General features: G+C 67.7%; 11 protein-coding genes and 1 CRISPR repeat array. Of the genes, 7 read left to right on the forward strand and 4 right to left on the reverse strand.

The features are described from left to right. The first annotated feature begins 110 nt into the window (after positions 1 to 110). Genes casA through cas2e form a run of 7 tightly spaced genes read left to right on the forward strand, consistent with a single transcriptional unit; the run spans position 111 to position 6,065 of the window. A complete protein-coding gene (gene casA, locus ACT2B0_RS02745) occupies positions 111 to 1,736 on the forward strand; it encodes a type I-E CRISPR-associated protein Cse1/CasA (protein WP_473461186.1) in 1,626 nt (541 codons plus the stop codon). Further along, on the forward strand, positions 1,733 to 2,320 hold the full coding sequence (casB, locus tag ACT2B0_RS02750) for a type I-E CRISPR-associated protein Cse2/CasB (protein ID WP_473461189.1): 588 nt from the start codon (positions 1,733 to 1,735) through the stop codon (positions 2,318 to 2,320). The genes casA and casB overlap by 4 nt, the downstream gene beginning before the upstream one ends. 11 nt (positions 2,321 to 2,331) lie before the next feature. Further along, complete coding sequence (cas7e, locus tag ACT2B0_RS02755; RefSeq protein WP_473461191.1) at positions 2,332 to 3,402, forward strand: type I-E CRISPR-associated protein Cas7/Cse4/CasC; 1,071 nt, start codon at positions 2,332 to 2,334, stop codon at positions 3,400 to 3,402. Then, positions 3,399 to 4,112 (forward strand): type I-E CRISPR-associated protein Cas5/CasD, encoded by a 714-nt coding sequence (cas5e, locus tag ACT2B0_RS02760; protein WP_473461194.1) that lies wholly within the window; start codon positions 3,399 to 3,401, stop codon positions 4,110 to 4,112. The genes cas7e and cas5e overlap by 4 nt, the downstream gene beginning before the upstream one ends. Beyond that, complete coding sequence (gene cas6e, locus ACT2B0_RS02765) at positions 4,109 to 4,837, forward strand: type I-E CRISPR-associated protein Cas6/Cse3/CasE (protein ID WP_473461196.1); 729 nt, start codon at positions 4,109 to 4,111, stop codon at positions 4,835 to 4,837. The genes cas5e and cas6e overlap by 4 nt, the downstream gene beginning before the upstream one ends. After that, the gene (cas1e, locus tag ACT2B0_RS02770; RefSeq protein ID WP_473461200.1) at positions 4,834 to 5,787 is read left to right on the forward strand and encodes a type I-E CRISPR-associated endonuclease Cas1e; all 954 of its coding nucleotides are present in this window, start codon (positions 4,834 to 4,836) and stop codon (positions 5,785 to 5,787) included. Before cas6e ends, cas1e begins: the two co-directional genes overlap by 4 nt. Then, positions 5,784 to 6,065 (forward strand): type I-E CRISPR-associated endoribonuclease Cas2e, encoded by a 282-nt coding sequence (gene cas2e / locus ACT2B0_RS02775; protein WP_473461202.1) that lies wholly within the window; start codon positions 5,784 to 5,786, stop codon positions 6,063 to 6,065. The genes cas1e and cas2e overlap by 4 nt, the downstream gene beginning before the upstream one ends. A gap of 99 nt (positions 6,066 to 6,164) precedes the next feature. Beyond that, positions 6,165 to 7,597: direct repeats of the CRISPR family, unit length 29 nt; unit sequence GTGTCCCCCGCCCACGCGGGGATGAACCG. A 104-nt stretch (positions 7,598 to 7,701) separates the two neighbouring features. Here the strand turns inward: cas2e and ACT2B0_RS02780 are convergent. From ACT2B0_RS02780 to ACT2B0_RS02795, 4 genes are read right to left on the reverse strand one after another with little or no spacing between them, the layout of a single operon-like run. Continuing rightward, positions 7,702 to 9,123: an FGGY family carbohydrate kinase gene (locus tag ACT2B0_RS02780; RefSeq protein WP_473461205.1), complete on the reverse strand. Its 1,422-nt coding sequence runs from the start codon at positions 9,121 to 9,123 to the stop codon at positions 7,702 to 7,704. A gap of 2 nt (positions 9,124 to 9,125) precedes the next feature. Further along, positions 9,126 to 10,361, reverse strand: coding sequence for an FAD-dependent oxidoreductase (locus ACT2B0_RS02785; RefSeq protein WP_473461207.1), 1,236 nt, complete (start codon positions 10,359 to 10,361; stop codon positions 9,126 to 9,128). Next, on the reverse strand, positions 10,354 to 11,748 hold the full coding sequence (locus ACT2B0_RS02790) for an NAD(P)/FAD-dependent oxidoreductase (protein ID WP_473461210.1): 1,395 nt from the start codon (positions 11,746 to 11,748) through the stop codon (positions 10,354 to 10,356). Before ACT2B0_RS02790 ends, ACT2B0_RS02785 begins: the two co-directional genes overlap by 8 nt. Before the next feature lie 9 nt (positions 11,749 to 11,757). After that, the gene (locus tag ACT2B0_RS02795; RefSeq protein ID WP_473461212.1) at positions 11,758 to 14,016 is read right to left on the reverse strand and encodes a N,N-dimethylformamidase beta subunit family domain-containing protein; all 2,259 of its coding nucleotides are present in this window, start codon (positions 14,014 to 14,016) and stop codon (positions 11,758 to 11,760) included. Between the last annotated feature and the right edge of the window lie 6 nt (positions 14,017 to 14,022).

Here is a 14,022-nt window from a genome sequence, read left to right on the forward strand (position 1 = left end):
GTTCTCACCATGCTCAGAAGATGACGAGCGGTCATTGACCGCCTTTTTAGCCTAAAACGTCGCGAAAAACCAGCGGCATTGCGGTGCCGCTGGACAAGGGGCTTCTTCTTATGTCCTTCAATCTGCTGCGCGATGCGTTGTTTCCGGTTGTCACCCGCTCCGGGCGGCGGCGCTGGGCAAGCTTGGCGCAACTTGCCGTGATCGACGGCCCCGAGGCGCCGGTCGCCTTCGACTGGCCGCGCGCCGACTTCAATATCGCTGCATGCGAACTGGCGGTCGGGCTGACGCTGCTGTTGTTTCGACCGCAATCCCACGATGGCTGGCGCGGCCTTTGGGACGACCCTCCGTCGCCCGAGGAGGTCGAGCGCGACACGCAGGCCTTCGTCCACGCTTTCGACCTGCTCGGCGACGGGCCCCGGTTCATGCAGGATCTTGAAGCCTTCGACGGCGAGCCAATCCCGGTCGAGGCGCTTCTGATCGATACGCCCGGCGCCAACGGCCAGAAAAAGAACGCCGACCTTCTGACATGGCGCGGCCGATACCCGGCGCTTGGTCTGCCGGCCGCGGCGATGGCGCTTTACGCCTTGCAGCAATTCGCCCCCGCCGGCGGCGCCGGCAACCGCACCTCGATGCGCGGCGGCGGGCCGCTCACCACGCTGGTCACGCTGGACGATGCGTCGGGCGAACCCGCGCCGCTGTGGCGGGTGATCCTCGCCAATCTGCCGCTGCTGGGCGAGGGCGTGACCGCCGCCTCGCTGCCACGCGCCTTGCCCTGGCTGGCGCCGACGATCTTGTCGGACGCAGCGAATGGCGGGCGCACGGTCTCGGCCGCCGACCCCGGGGTCCACGAGCTACAGGCCTTTTTCGGCCAGCCGCGCCGCATACGCCTTGTCGGCGACGGGGAAGGGGTTTGCGCCATGACCGGCGCGCCCGGCAAGATCGTCACCGGTTTCGTGCAGAAGGCATGGGGCGTCAATTACGGCGTCTGGCGGCATCCTCTGACGCCCTATCGGCGGCAGAAAGAAGATGGCGAACCTTATAGCGCCAAGCCGAAATCGGGGCATTTCGGCTATCGCGACTGGGTGGCGGCCGTCTATGGCGCGGCTGGCGGCGATCTGGCGGAAATATCCGAGATCCTCAAGCTGGCCGACCGCCGCGCGGCCGCCTTCGAGACAAGCAGGGTTCAGCCTGCGCTCATGGTGGGCGGTTGGGCGATGAACAATATGGAAGCCATCGCCTATCTGCATGCGCTCAAGCCGCTTTATCTCGGCGCCGAGCCGCAGCTTGCCAGGGACATGGCGTTGTTTGCCGGGTCGTTCTCCGAGGTCGGGGAACTTGCCCATCGGGTTCTGCGCATGGCGCTGCGCAAGGCGCATTTTTCGGACGGCGCCACCGTTGCAACCGATCGCGGCCTGTTCGAACAGGCGCGGTCCGCCTTTTTCGAGCGCACGGAAGGGGCGTTCCACGCACATGTGCACGATGCGTTCGCACAGGGCCGCCCCGAAAGGCGCGTTTCCGGCCCGGCCTGGCTTCGATGCTTGCGCGACTGCGTTGCGGCGCTGTTCACCGAACTGACGCCGGATATCGCCGCCGATCCCGAGACCGGCCGGCGCGTGGCGAGCGCCTGGAACGACCTGCAGTCGAGCTTCGCCGGTTATGGAAAACTCGGTGCCGCGATGTTCGACAGGCTGGATCTGCCGGCCCCGGAGACGAAGCGCAAGACACGAAAGGCATGACGATGCACACCGATCTGCCGGACACCCCGACGCTGGACGCCATCATGCGCTGGTGGAGCGCGCTGCACGACACGGATCGCGGCAAGGGCGACCGTGCCGGCCGGGCGGAACTGCGCCGCTGCTCGAGCCTGCTCGACGCCTTGATGACACCGGCGGCCCACCGTCTGTTGCGCGCCGCCCGGGGCGTTTCGCGAACGGGCGACGACGACGTGCTGCTGCTGGTGGCCATCGTGCTGGCCTCGATCAAGACCGGCGGCAATCCGCGCATCAGCTTTGCCAGGGCGCTCGGCCAGACCGCAGATGGCCGCGCGCCGGGCGAAGGCGATGGCCGGCGCATGTCGCCGCTGCGCTTTCAGTCGCTGCTGGTCGCGATGCGGTCGGGCGATCCGGGGCTGCGCATCCGCGCGCTGCGCCGCGCCGTCGCCTTGGCCGGCGATGGCGGCTTCGGCGTGCGGCGACTGGTCGGCGACATCCTGCATTTCGATGACGCCGCGCAGCGACGCTGGATTTTCGATTACTGGCAGGCGTTCGAGCCCGCCGAGGCCGTGCCCGAAACCGCCCCGACCGAACCCGCGAACAGCTGAGGGAAAATCCGATGAGCCGCTTTGTCCAGATCCATCTTCTCACCCACTATCCGCCTTCGAACCCCAATCGCGACGATTTGGGCCGGCCGAAGACGGCGATCGTCGGCGGCGCGCAGCGCCAGCGCATTTCCAGCCAGGCCATGAAGCGCGCGCTGCGCACGTCGGATGCGTTTGCCGGCGCGCTGGCCGGCAACAAGGGCGAGCGGACGCAGCGGCTCGGCGAGGTCTTGCGCGACCACCTGATCGCCGGTGGCGCCGACGAGGCCGCCGCCAACGCCGCCGCGCGCACGGTCGCCGCCGCGTTCGGCAAGGTCAAGTCGGACGGCGCCCAGACCGAGCAGCTCGCCTTCGTCTCGCCGCGGGAAAAGGCGCGCGCCCTGGAGCTTGCCGAAAAGGCGCTGGCCGGGGACGAGCTGCCGGCGGGCAAGGACCTTGCCAAACAGGTGCTGCAGCGGGCCGACGGGGCCGTCGACATCGCGATGTTCGGGCGCATGCTGGCCGACAATCCGGACTATAATCGCGAGGCGGCGGTTCAGGTTTCGCATGCGCTCACCACCAACGCGGTGACCATCGAGGACGACTATTACACCGCCGTGGACGACCTCAAAACGGCGGCCGAGGATGCCGGTGCGGGGTTCGTGGGCGAGGCGGGGTTCGGCTCCGGCGTCTATTACATCCATGTCTGCGTCAACACCGAACTGCTGAAAGACAATCTGGATGGCGATGTCGCGCTTGCGCGACGCGGCGTTGCAACGCTGGTCGAGGCGCTCGGCGAAGCGGTGCCGAGCGGCAAGATCAACAGTTTCTCCAACCATGTGCGCCCGGAATTCATGCTGGTCGAACACGGCGACGGCCAGCCGCTCAACCTGTTTTCCGCCTTCGAACGACCGGTTGCCGGGCCTGGATTGATGGATGTTTCCGTTGACAGGCTGAGGGAGCGCCGCGCCGCCTTCGCCCGGAGCTATGGCGCGTGGTGGGACGAGGATCTGTTCCTGCGGGTCGGCGACGACGGCGCCGCGACGCTTGAGGCTCTGGCCGCGTTCGCCGCCGGGGCGGTGGCGGATGGCGGGACGCGGCCATGACCGCGTTTGTGATCGTGCAACTCGGTGCGCCGCTGGCGGCTTTCGGCGACGCCGCCGGCAATGTCGAGCGCAAGACGCTCGACCGGCCGACGCGCTCGGCGCTGCTCGGTCTGGCCGGAGCGGCGCTCGGCGTGAGGCGCGACGACGCGGACGCCAATGCCGCGCTTGGCGCCTCGTTGTCCACGGCGTCGCGCACGCTCGATCCGGGCCGGCTTCTGCGCGACTTTCACACCTACGAATCGGTGCTGCGCGCCAGGGAGCGTTATTTCACGCGCGCCGATGCGCTGGCGCGCGGGACGCGCAACACCTCCATTACCCGCCGCGACTACCGCACCGGCGGTCTGTGGCTGGGCGCCTACGCCTTGCGCAACGACGCGTCGCTGGCGCTGGCTGCGCTGCGGGAGGCCTTCCTGAAGCCGGCCTTTACGCTTTATCTCGGGCGCAAGGCCTGCTCGCTCTCGTTGCCTCTGGCGCCGGGCATCGTCGACGCCGACGATATCGCGCAAGCCTTTGCCGCCTATGCCTCGGCGGGCGGACTGCCGGAAAGCGGGTTGATCGCGACCGACGACAGGTCGCTGCTGCCGGCTGCCGGAAACCGGCTGGTCCAGCGCTCGACCCTTCGCGACGATCCGCGTGATCGCCGCTCCTGGCAGTTCGGCGCCAGGAGCGAATATCTGCTTGGGGCCGACACGCGGGAGACGGGCCCGTGACCGCCGCCGACATGACGCACCTGATCCGGCTTTCCTTGAAACGCGACGATGCCGCCGTCGCGCCCTTGCTGCGCGATCTGATGCCGGCCCCGGCCGAGGACGCGATGACACTCCACCACCGGCTGCTGTGGACGCTTTACGCCGACAGGCTGGAGCGCCGCGCCAACGAGGCGCCTTTCTTGTGGCGGCGCATGGATGAGCCTGGCCGCTTCATGGTCCTGGGCCCGCAACCGGCGTTGCAAAGTCCCTATTTCAAGGTCGAGGCAAAGCCGTTCGACGTGCATTTTTTCGAGGGCCAGCGCCTCGCCTTCGAGCTGCGGCTGAACGCAACCGCCGACATCAAGGCAAAGGGCGAAACAGGCGCGCGCGGCCGGCGCACCGATATCGTTCTGGCGGCCCTGCATCGGTTGCAACAGGCCGGCGACGGGCGCCCGCGCAGTGGCGCGCTGCGCCTGGAAGCGGCGCAGGCGGCCGTCGAGCACTGGATGAACAACCGCGCCGCCGCTGGCGGGTTTTTGGTCGAGCGGCTCCTTGTGAGCGGATATCGCGCCGTATCGCCGCCCATGCCCAGGAAATCGGGCCGGACGCTGGTCGGCATCTCCGACGTGGAGGGCGTGCTGCGTGTCGTCGATCCCGCAGCGTTCAGGACGCGCCTGCTCGGCGGTTTCGGGCGCATGAAGGCCTATGGGTGCGGTCTGATGCTGGTGAGGCCCGCACCGGGATGAGCGCGACCGGCCAGAAATTGCCGGGTGCGCCGCCGCCGCGCCCGATCCCGTTGAAGGAGAGAGCCTCGATCGTGTTTGTCGAGCGCGGCCAGCTTGACGTGATCGACGGCGCCTTCGTGCTGGTCGACGCCGGCGGGGTCAGAACCGTCATTCCGGTCGGCGGGCTGGCCGCCATCATGCTGGAGCCCGGCACGCGCGCCAGCCATGCCGCGATATCGCTCGCCGCCCGCGCCGGCACATTGCTGATCTGGGTCGGCGAGGGCGGCGTCCGGCTCTATGCCACGGGCCAGCCGGGCGGCGCGCGGGCCGACCGGCTGTTGTGGCAGTGCCGGCTGGCGATGGACGAAACGGCGCGGCTGAAGATCGTCAGGCGGATGTTCGCCCTGCGGTTCGGTGAGGCCGCGCCGGAGCGTCGCTCCGTCGACCAGCTGCGCGGCATCGAGGGCGCGCGGGTGCGCACGATCTATCAGGGGCTGGCACGCCAGTTCGGCATCGACTGGACCCGCCGCAAATACGATCCGGGCAATTTCGATCTGTCGGACACGCCGAACCGCTGTCTTTCGGCGGCGACCTCCTGCCTTTACGGCGTCACCGAAGCCGCCGTTCTGGCGGCCGGCTATGCACCGGCCGTCGGCTTCCTCCACAGCGGCAAGCCGCTGTCCTTCGTCTATGACATTGCCGATCTCTTCAAGTTCGAAACCGTCGTGCCGGTGGCTTTTCGGGTTGCGGCGGAGGCGGCCAAGGGACGGTTGCGGGTACCCGCCGAGACGGCGGTGCGGCACGAATGCCGCGACAGCTTTCGCAAGTCCGGCATTCTCGGGCGGCTGATCCCTGCCATCGGGGATGTGCTTTCGGCGGGCGACATCGCGCCGCCCGAAGAACCGGACTATGTGGTGGAGCCCGCTTTTGCCGACGATGCGTCGGGCGGAGACGAAGGCATGCGCGGATGATCGTGGTCGTGGTCAGCAACGCGCCGCCGCGTCTGCGCGGCCGGCTGGCGGTCTGGCTGCTCGAGGTGCGCGCCGGGGTCTATCTGGGCGTCTATTCCCGCAAAGTGCGCGCGATGATCCGCGACCAGCTCGAGCAGATGATCGAGGACGGCGACGCCGTACTGGCCTGGTCGGCTGCCAATGACGCCGGCTTCGATTTTGAAACCTTCGGCCGCAACCGACGCCGGGCGGTCGATTTCGACGGACTGAAACTGGTCGCGTTCGACCCGCGGCGGTGACCGGGCGCCGATCTTTGGGCCGGTCCGCCGGCAGGGAGATTCGCCGGTAGAAAATCAGAGCTTGAAAAAAGCCAGTTCTTTGAAAAGTTTATAAAAGGAGTGTCCCCCGCCCACGCGGGGATGAACCGGGCGCACTCGCCGCGCCGGGGCCGCGCGGGGAAGTGTCCCCCGCCCACGCGGGGATGAACCGCAGAAGGCGGTGGTCGAGCTGATGAGATTGTCGTGTCCCCCGCCCACGCGGGGATGAACCGGTCGGCAAGGACACGCGCGTGACGCGCGCCGAGTGTCCCCCGCCCACGCGGGGATGAACCGCGGCTATCGCTGGCTATCACGCAGCCCGAGCCGTGTCCCCCGCCCACGCGGGGATGAACCGCTAGAACCTGCATCCTGCCGCCCTGTTCGTACGTGTCCCCCGCCCACGCGGGGATGAACCGGTCTACTATCAGACGAATTTGGGTATCGCCACGTGTCCCCCGCCCACGCGGGGATGAACCGGCGCTTTTCATAAAGCCCGAACAGGTCGTTGCGTGTCCCCCGCCCACGCGGGGATGAACCGTCCTAGGCCGCAACGTGCCGATGGTGGAAGCGGTGTCCCCCGCCCACGCGGGGATGAACCGGTGGAGACGGTTGTCCACGAGGCGCCGAACGGGTGTCCCCCGCCCACGCGGGGATGAACCGCTGAATATGTCTGGCGTGGTCGGTCACTTCACGTGTCCCCCGCCCACGCGGGGATGAACCGGTCGCGCGTGTGCTTCGAAAAGCCGAGCACAAGTGTCCCCCGCCCACGCGGGGATGAACCGCCGTAGCCGACGTTCCAGCGGCCGTCCGTGCCGTGCCCCCCGCCCACGCGGGGATGAACCGGCGGCACGATCACCGCCAAAAACGCCGAGGCGGTGTCCCCCGCCCACGCGGGGATGAACCGGCCCATACTCGCATCGATTTTGTCGATGACGAGTGTCCCCCGCCCACGCGGGGATGAACCGCCTGGGCGCAGCTTTCGGCCCAGATCGAGGCTGTGTCCCCCGCCCACGCGGGGATGAACCGCGCAGCGTGTCGATGAATTGCGGATAGTGCCGGTGTCCCCCGCCCACGCGGGGATGAACCGGGATATGCCAAAGGGCCGTATCGGCTTGGTGGGTGTCCCCCGCCCACGCGGGGATGAACCGGAATGGTGCGATCTGCGCGACCAGCACGTAAAGTGTCCCCCGCCCACGCGGGGATGAACCGGCGCCCATCTTTGCGGAATGCGCGACGACGAAGTGTCCCCCGCCCACGCGGGGATGAACCGGTATCCGGCCCGCCGAGTGCTGCCAGCAGATCGTGTCCCCCGCCCAGGCGGGGATGAACCGTCGTAAAACAAAGCAAGCCTCCCATTGGTATGGTGTCCCCCGCCCACGCGGGGATGAACCGACGGTGGCTTTGTCCAGTGTTGCCCCGCCCCTGTGTCCCCCGCCCACGCGGGGATGAACCGCTGATCGAGGCGACCGGCCGTCACCCGCTGCCGTGTCCCCCGCCCACGCGGGGATGAACCGCTTGAGACAGCGCCGGAGCGCATTCGCCGCCTGTGTCCCCCGGCCGGCGCGGGATCAATCGAAACCGCTGTCGCACGGGGTCGACGACAAGGGGATGAAGGGCTTCAGAACCAGTTTCGAGCCCGTTCCACGGCGTCCCCGAATTTTTCGTGACGCGCAGAGCCGCCGTTCTCGCGCGGTTCGAAATCGGTGGGGGTGCCGGCCCGCGCCGGGATGTCCGCGCCGACGGCAAGGGCCGCCATCCTCGCGCAGCCATAGCTCGTCAACTCGTCGAATGTCGACGTTCTGACTGTCCGGTCGAGGCTGTCGGCCAGGAATTGCGAGAAGTACGGGCTCCGCGACAGCCCGCCGTCGATCGATACGCCGGCGGTGATCGGGATGCGCTGCGACATGGCGTCGACGACTTGAGCGGTGCACAGGGCAATGCCTTCGAGCGCCGACTGAGCCAGTTGCGACCGCGTTGTGGCGGCGGTCATGCCAAGCCAAAGGCCGGCCGCGCTGCGGTCCCACCACGGGCATGCCAGCCCCGACAGGGCCGGGACAAACACCAGTCCGGCGTCGATGGCTGGCCGATCGGAAAAATCCCGCAACGCGTCCACCTTGTCCACGATGCCGATCCGCCGCAGCCATTCGACCACGGCGCCGGCGTCATAGACGCCGCCGTCGACCGCGTAGACGACCTCGGCGCCGATCTGCCACGCCACGGTCGGCAGCAGGCCGATTTCCGGGGCGCGAACGATCGTATCGCCGGTGACGGCCAAGGCGAAGGCGCCTGTGCCGAAGGTGATTTTTGCGTCGCCCGACGCCCGGCACCCGTGGCCGAAAAGGGCGGCCTGCTGGTCCACGATCGCGGCGGTGACGGCGGATCGGCCTATCGCGCCGATGACGTGGCCGGCGCTCGGCACGATCGTCGGAAGGCACTCGATCGGCACGCCGAAAAGCTCGCACAGCGTCTCGTCCCAGGCCAGTGTCTGCAGGTTCATCAGCGACGTGCGCGAGGCGGTTGTGGCGTCGGTGACGTAGCGGCCGGCGAGCCGGTCGAGAAAGAAGGCGTCGGTGGTGCCGAGCCTCAGTCGGCCGCGTTCGCGCGCGCGCCGGGCCTCGGGAACGTTGGCGAGGATCCAGCCGAGTTTCGTCGCGGAAAAATAGGGATCCAGAGGCAGGCCTGCCCGTTCCAGCGTCAGGCTCTCGGCGCCGTCCGCGCGCAAAGTGTCGGCCATGGCGCCGGTCCGTTTGTCCTGCCACACGATGACCGGCGACAAGGGATCGCCCGTCTCCGCGTCCCAGGCCAGGCAGCTTTCGCCCTGATTGTCGATGCCAAGCGCGTCCACAGGCCCGGCGGCGTCCACGCAGGCCGACACGTTGCGCAGCAGTTCCAGCGGATCATGCTCCACCCAGCCGGGGCGAGGATGGTGTTGCGTGTGCCGGAGCGCGTGGACGATCTGGCTGCCGCCGTGCTCGTCCACGACCAGCACGCGTGTCGAGGTCGTGCCCTGGTCGATGGCGGCGACGCGCTTTTGCGACATGTTCAGCCTTTCTTGAAACGAACGGTGACGCCGTCGCAGTCCCCGGCGGCACGGCCGATCGCCGCGATCGGGATCAGGAGGCGGCGTTCCGGCAGAGCGGCGACGCGCCGCCGCCACAAGACGCGCCCGCCGGCTTCGACGCTGAGTTGCCCCCTGCCGCCCTCGGTCACGCGAAGCTGGATGTGGCGCAGGCCGTCGCGGCCCGTCAAGTCGATACGCTGCGGCACCGCGAGCTTGATGGTGTCGTCGTGTCCGATCTTTAGATACTCCGTTCCCGCCGGCAGGGCGCCGGCCAGGTCGTCGGCGACCAGATTGCCGATCCGTGCGCCTTCGCGGAACGACCAGCCGGCGGTTTCGACCGGGCGCAGAAGATTGCCGGCCGCAAAATAGGCGGCATCGCTGCAGCGGCCGAACTGATCGATGTCCGGCCCGCCGCTGCCGGGATCGAGAGCGAGATGGCTGCTGCGAACCAGCGCCGATTCAGGGACGAAACGCCCGGTCAGCAAGACGCCGTCGCAAGCCATCTCCGTGTCGGATCCGTCGGTCAGGCGAACGGTAATCGAGGACACGCGCGCCGGTCCCTTGATGTCGACGATCTCCGCGCCATAATGCACGGGGATGCCGAGCAGCCGGGGAAACAGGTGCATCGGCTTTCGCGCGACCGGGCGCATGCCGCTCTCGATCACGGCCACCGGCCGGATGCCGGCTTTCCAGCACGTCAGCACGGCGGAAAGGCTGACCAGCTCCGTGCCGACGATGACGGGTCGGGCGAAGGGTTTTGTTCCTTCCAGATAGATGCTGTGCTGAAGCGTACCCGTGGTCAGCACCCCGATCGGCCGGTCGCCCGAGATCAGGCGCGCCGCGCGCGGCGTCTCGCGCGCTCCGGTGGCGAGAATGACCCGCCTGGCCATGATCGTGCCGGGGCCCTCGGGTGCGGTCAGGTGCAGCCTGCCGCCGCCGCCGAGCGCGACCACGGTCGTTTGCAGGCGCAAGGCGATGCCAAGCGTGCCGGCCGCCGCGCGCAGCCTGGCGGCATAGGCCGGGCCGGTCAGCACGCGACCGAATTCCCGCATTCCAAACGGCGGATGGCCGCAATGGCGCGGTACGCCGCCGATCTCGGCTTCGCGCTCAACGATCGCGATCCGTTCGAGGCCGCGCTTTTTCAAGGCGATCGCCGCGGCGATGCCGGCCGGGCCGCCGCCGACAATGACGACGTCGAAATCGGCAGCCTCACCCATGTGCGGGCCCCACCGACAGCGGTTCGGCGAGGCGTCCCGCCGTCAATGCCGCGACCCGCGCCTGACAGTAAAAGCCCTGGCACCGGCCCATGCACACCCGGGTGCGCCGCTTCAGCCCGCCGAAGTCGCCGGCAGGCAAGGGCCCTTGCAGGGCGGCTTCGATTTCGCCGCGTGTAACCAGTTCGCAATGGCAGACGATCTCGCCGTGATCGGTTGCCTGCCAGGGGCGGTCGCGATGGTCGGCCAGGTTGGCCATCTGGGGAACGGCCGGATGCTTGAGCGGCGTGAAGGAGCCGCCGAACACGGCATGCAGCGTGGCGACGTGCGCTGCCAGCCCGAGCGCCGCGGTCAGGCCGGTGGAGCGGATGCCGCCGACGCTGATCCAGTTCCGCTCGGCGATGGCCCGCACCCTGTAGTCCTTGATTTCCGTCGCCGGCCGCAGCCCGGCGTAGACGGCCGTCACCGGTATGGTCTCGAGGGCGGGAACCATCTTGACAGCGGTCGCAATCAGGCTGTCCAGAACAGGGGCCTCGACGCTCGCCCGATCGCGGTCGTCCTGGTCCTCGGCCGTCGGTCCGACCAGAAGATTGCCGAACACGGTCCGCGTCAGCACCACGCCCTTGGTGCGCTCGCTGGGCACCGGCAGGATGATACTGCCGAGCAGCTTCGCCGCCGCCTTGTCGTAGACCACGAACTGACCTTTGCGCGGCTTGATGGTGAACCACGTCCTGCCGAGCAATCGCTGCTCGACCGTGTCTCCATGCAGGCCGGCGCAGTTGACAACCACTGTGGCGCGCACCGATCCGTGCGGCGTGTCGAGTTGCCATGCGGCGCCGTCGAAGCGGCCAGCCGTCACGCCGCTGTTCAGCCGCACCTGCGCGCCGTTGGCGACGGCCTGTCTGAGATAGGCGAGCGGCGCCGTCCACGGGTCGATAACGTGCTCGCCGGGCACCAGTAGCGCTCCAAGGGTGGCCGAAGACAGCTCCGGTTCGCGGGCGCGCGTCTCCCTGGCCGTCAGGCGTCGAACCGCCGTGACGCCGTTTTGCCGAGCCTGGTTTTCGATTGCGTCCAGCTTGTCCATGTCGGCGCCTGTCCAGGCCACCACCATGGCGTCAGTTTCCAGCAAGGGCAGGTTCATCGCCTTGCGGATTTCCCGATACTCGCGATAGCCGGCCTGGACGCAGGCGAGTTCGAGACTGTCGGGCGGTGCGTCGAAACCGGTGTGCAGGATCGCGCTGTTGGCCTTGCTGGCCCCCGACAGGATGTCGGGCGCCCGCTCCAGCAGAACGAGTTTGGCGCCGTCGAGCGTCAAGCGCCGGGCCATGGCGCAGCCCACGACGCCGCCGCCAATGATGGCGACGTCGAATATTTCATCAGCGTTTTTCATCGGCGTGGTTCAGGCCGCCGGCTCGACGAAGGGGGCGGGATCCAGGAAGCGCTTGAGCACGTTGTGGGTCAGGCGCGAGACATTGTTGTCGAACCCGTTCCACGGCAGCGAACCCGAAAACGCGATCGAGCCGACGGAAAACACCGCTCCGCCACGCGGCGTCTCGAAAAACACCATGTCCGCGCGCACTTTTTCACACACGTCGCCGGTGGTGCCCATGTGGTTGAACAGCATGTCTTCGACGACGAAGACATGCGCCTCGGTGTGCTTTTCGGAACTGGCGACAACGATCGAATGGGGCGGCGAGCCGATCGAGACGTCGTGTCGGTCGAGTTCCATGCCGGCGGCTCCACCGCCCGTCAGGCCGAAATCGCCGATAATCTCGTCGTCGATGCCCTCGAAGACGAAGGCGGCTCGCGGATCGTCGGCGCCCGACGCGCGCCGGTAGTAAGACGATTCGTCGAAGCCCTGAGCCGTGAAGCCGATGCCGACGAGATGATTGGGGCTGCGCCCGCCCTGGCGACGCCACAGGCCGCCATACTCTCCGGTGAAGGAATGATAATATTCGCCGGTCGCCGGCTCCCAGGCCCGACTGCCGCCTTCCGCGCGGCGAACCTCGATGATGCCGGGCTGGGTCTTGTTGAAGGCGATGCGCCAGTAAAACCCGTTGCCGCCGAGATACATCAGCCTGCCGCCGCTATGCGTGTATGTCTGGACCGCGTCGTACATCTCGCGCGAATAATATTCCGGATGCGTCGCGGTTATGACCGTACGGTAGCCGCTGACGAGGTCGAAACCCTCATAATGCAGATCCTCGTCGGTGATGACGTCGTAGTCTTCCCCGCAATGCTCCAGCCAGCTCGTGATGTGGGTATCGGCGTTGAACAGCCAAAGATGCGAGGGCGCCGCGCCGTGATTGGCCTCGACTTTGGGACGCAGGTTGAGCATCGGCCGCAGCCGGGAGGAATAGGCCACGCCGCTGCCGTCCGAGTGCAGGTCGTAAAGCGAATGGCCATATTCGCGATGCTCGTTGAGGAATTGCTGATGGGGGTGCAGGATCAGCGCGCGGTTGAGGTGCAGCTCCACCAGACCGTCATTGGTGCCGAAATGCTCGTTGGCGTAGGCCATGTAGGTGGCAAGCGGAAACAGAAAGGCGAGCTTGGCGGTCGCCTGGCCGCGCGCCGGGCGCACGACGAAGGTGATGAACTGCTCTTCGCCTTCGGCCTCGATCCGCAGCGCATAGATACCGCTTTTCATCGTCTCGGGGACGGCCAGGGCAAGGTCGATTTCCCAGCCCGCGTCGTAGACGTCGTCGTCGTGGAAGTGGATGGCCGACCATTGCTCGGGCTTGTCCATCCAGCAATGGCCGTCTTCGCCAGTGAAATTGTGACCGGTTACCCCGCGCGTCGGCATGTTGACGACCAGACCGTGTCGGGCACAGCCGGATAGGTCTTCGAACGTGACGCCGGGAATGTCGCGTGAAAAGTCCCAGGCGCCGACCAGCGTACCGGTCAGGTGTTTGGGCCAGACATCGTCGGCAAGCGCGCGCAGATCGGCAAGGGGCAGGGCGCAAGACGACACGCGCGGCCGGTCGATCTTGCCGTTGAACAGCGCCCGCGCAACCATGCGGCCAGCGTCGGTTCCGCCATAGGTGGCGGCGAAGAGAAGCGGCGCGTCGCTGGACCAGTCGAGACCGGCGGCGAGCCGCGCCGACACGCTCCCGGCATCGGCAATGGTGGGGAAATCGTGCTGCGGAATCTGGTGCACGCTCGCATCGCCGGTGTCGGCGTCATAGGTGACGGCGGCGAAATACCAGTGGCGATCCAGCATCTGTCTGCCGGTCGATATCCGGTGCAGTTCTCCCCCCGCCGATATCTCGATGCCCAGCGATCCATCCTCGGCTATGACCATGGCGACGCCGCGCCCTGACCCCTCGTCCCATCGGGAGAGGATTGCCTGTCGCCCCTTGCCGGTGGTGGTCGGCATGATCATCGCCTGCAGCGATATGCTGGCCGTCGTGAGCCGCTTGTCCAGATCAACCCGGCCGAACGAGCCGGCGTGGATGATTTGCGGGCGCCCCTCATACGTGCCGTCGATCGCGCTTGGCACATGGACCAGTTTCACGGGCGGCGCCTCCGGCGCGGTGTCGCCCTGGACGACCCGCACGATGCTGGCGCTGTAGCGAGCGTACTCGCAATTGATCATGAAACTGACCGTCTGGCCCGGCGTGACGCTGACACGGTCGGCGTAGCCCGTGATCTTGAGCATTGCTCG

The sequence above is a fragment of the Nitratireductor sp. J20-h4 genome (genome assembly GCF_056780505.1).

Excerpts from the sequence above, each read along its gene's own strand:
- casA (WP_473461186.1), top strand. The coding sequence starts at position 111 with ATGTCCTTCAATCTGCTGCGCGATGCGTTGTTTCCGGTTGTCACCCGC.
- casB (WP_473461189.1), top strand. The coding sequence starts at position 1,733 with ATGACGATGCACACCGATCTGCCGGACACCCCGACGCTGGACGCCATC.
- cas7e (WP_473461191.1), top strand. The coding sequence starts at position 2,332 with ATGAGCCGCTTTGTCCAGATCCATCTTCTCACCCACTATCCGCCTTCG.
- cas5e (WP_473461194.1), top strand. The coding sequence starts at position 3,399 with ATGACCGCGTTTGTGATCGTGCAACTCGGTGCGCCGCTGGCGGCTTTC.
- cas1e (WP_473461200.1), top strand. The coding sequence starts at position 4,834 with ATGAGCGCGACCGGCCAGAAATTGCCGGGTGCGCCGCCGCCGCGCCCG.
- cas2e (WP_473461202.1), top strand. The coding sequence starts at position 5,784 with ATGATCGTGGTCGTGGTCAGCAACGCGCCGCCGCGTCTGCGCGGCCGG.
- ACT2B0_RS02780 (WP_473461205.1), bottom strand. The coding sequence starts at position 9,123 with ATGTCGCAAAAGCGCGTCGCCGCCATCGACCAGGGCACGACCTCGACA.
- ACT2B0_RS02785 (WP_473461207.1), bottom strand. The coding sequence starts at position 10,361 with ATGGGTGAGGCTGCCGATTTCGACGTCGTCATTGTCGGCGGCGGCCCG.
- ACT2B0_RS02790 (WP_473461210.1), bottom strand. The coding sequence starts at position 11,748 with ATGAAAAACGCTGATGAAATATTCGACGTCGCCATCATTGGCGGCGGC.
- ACT2B0_RS02795 (WP_473461212.1), bottom strand. The coding sequence starts at position 14,016 with ATGCTCAAGATCACGGGCTACGCCGACCGTGTCAGCGTCACGCCGGGC.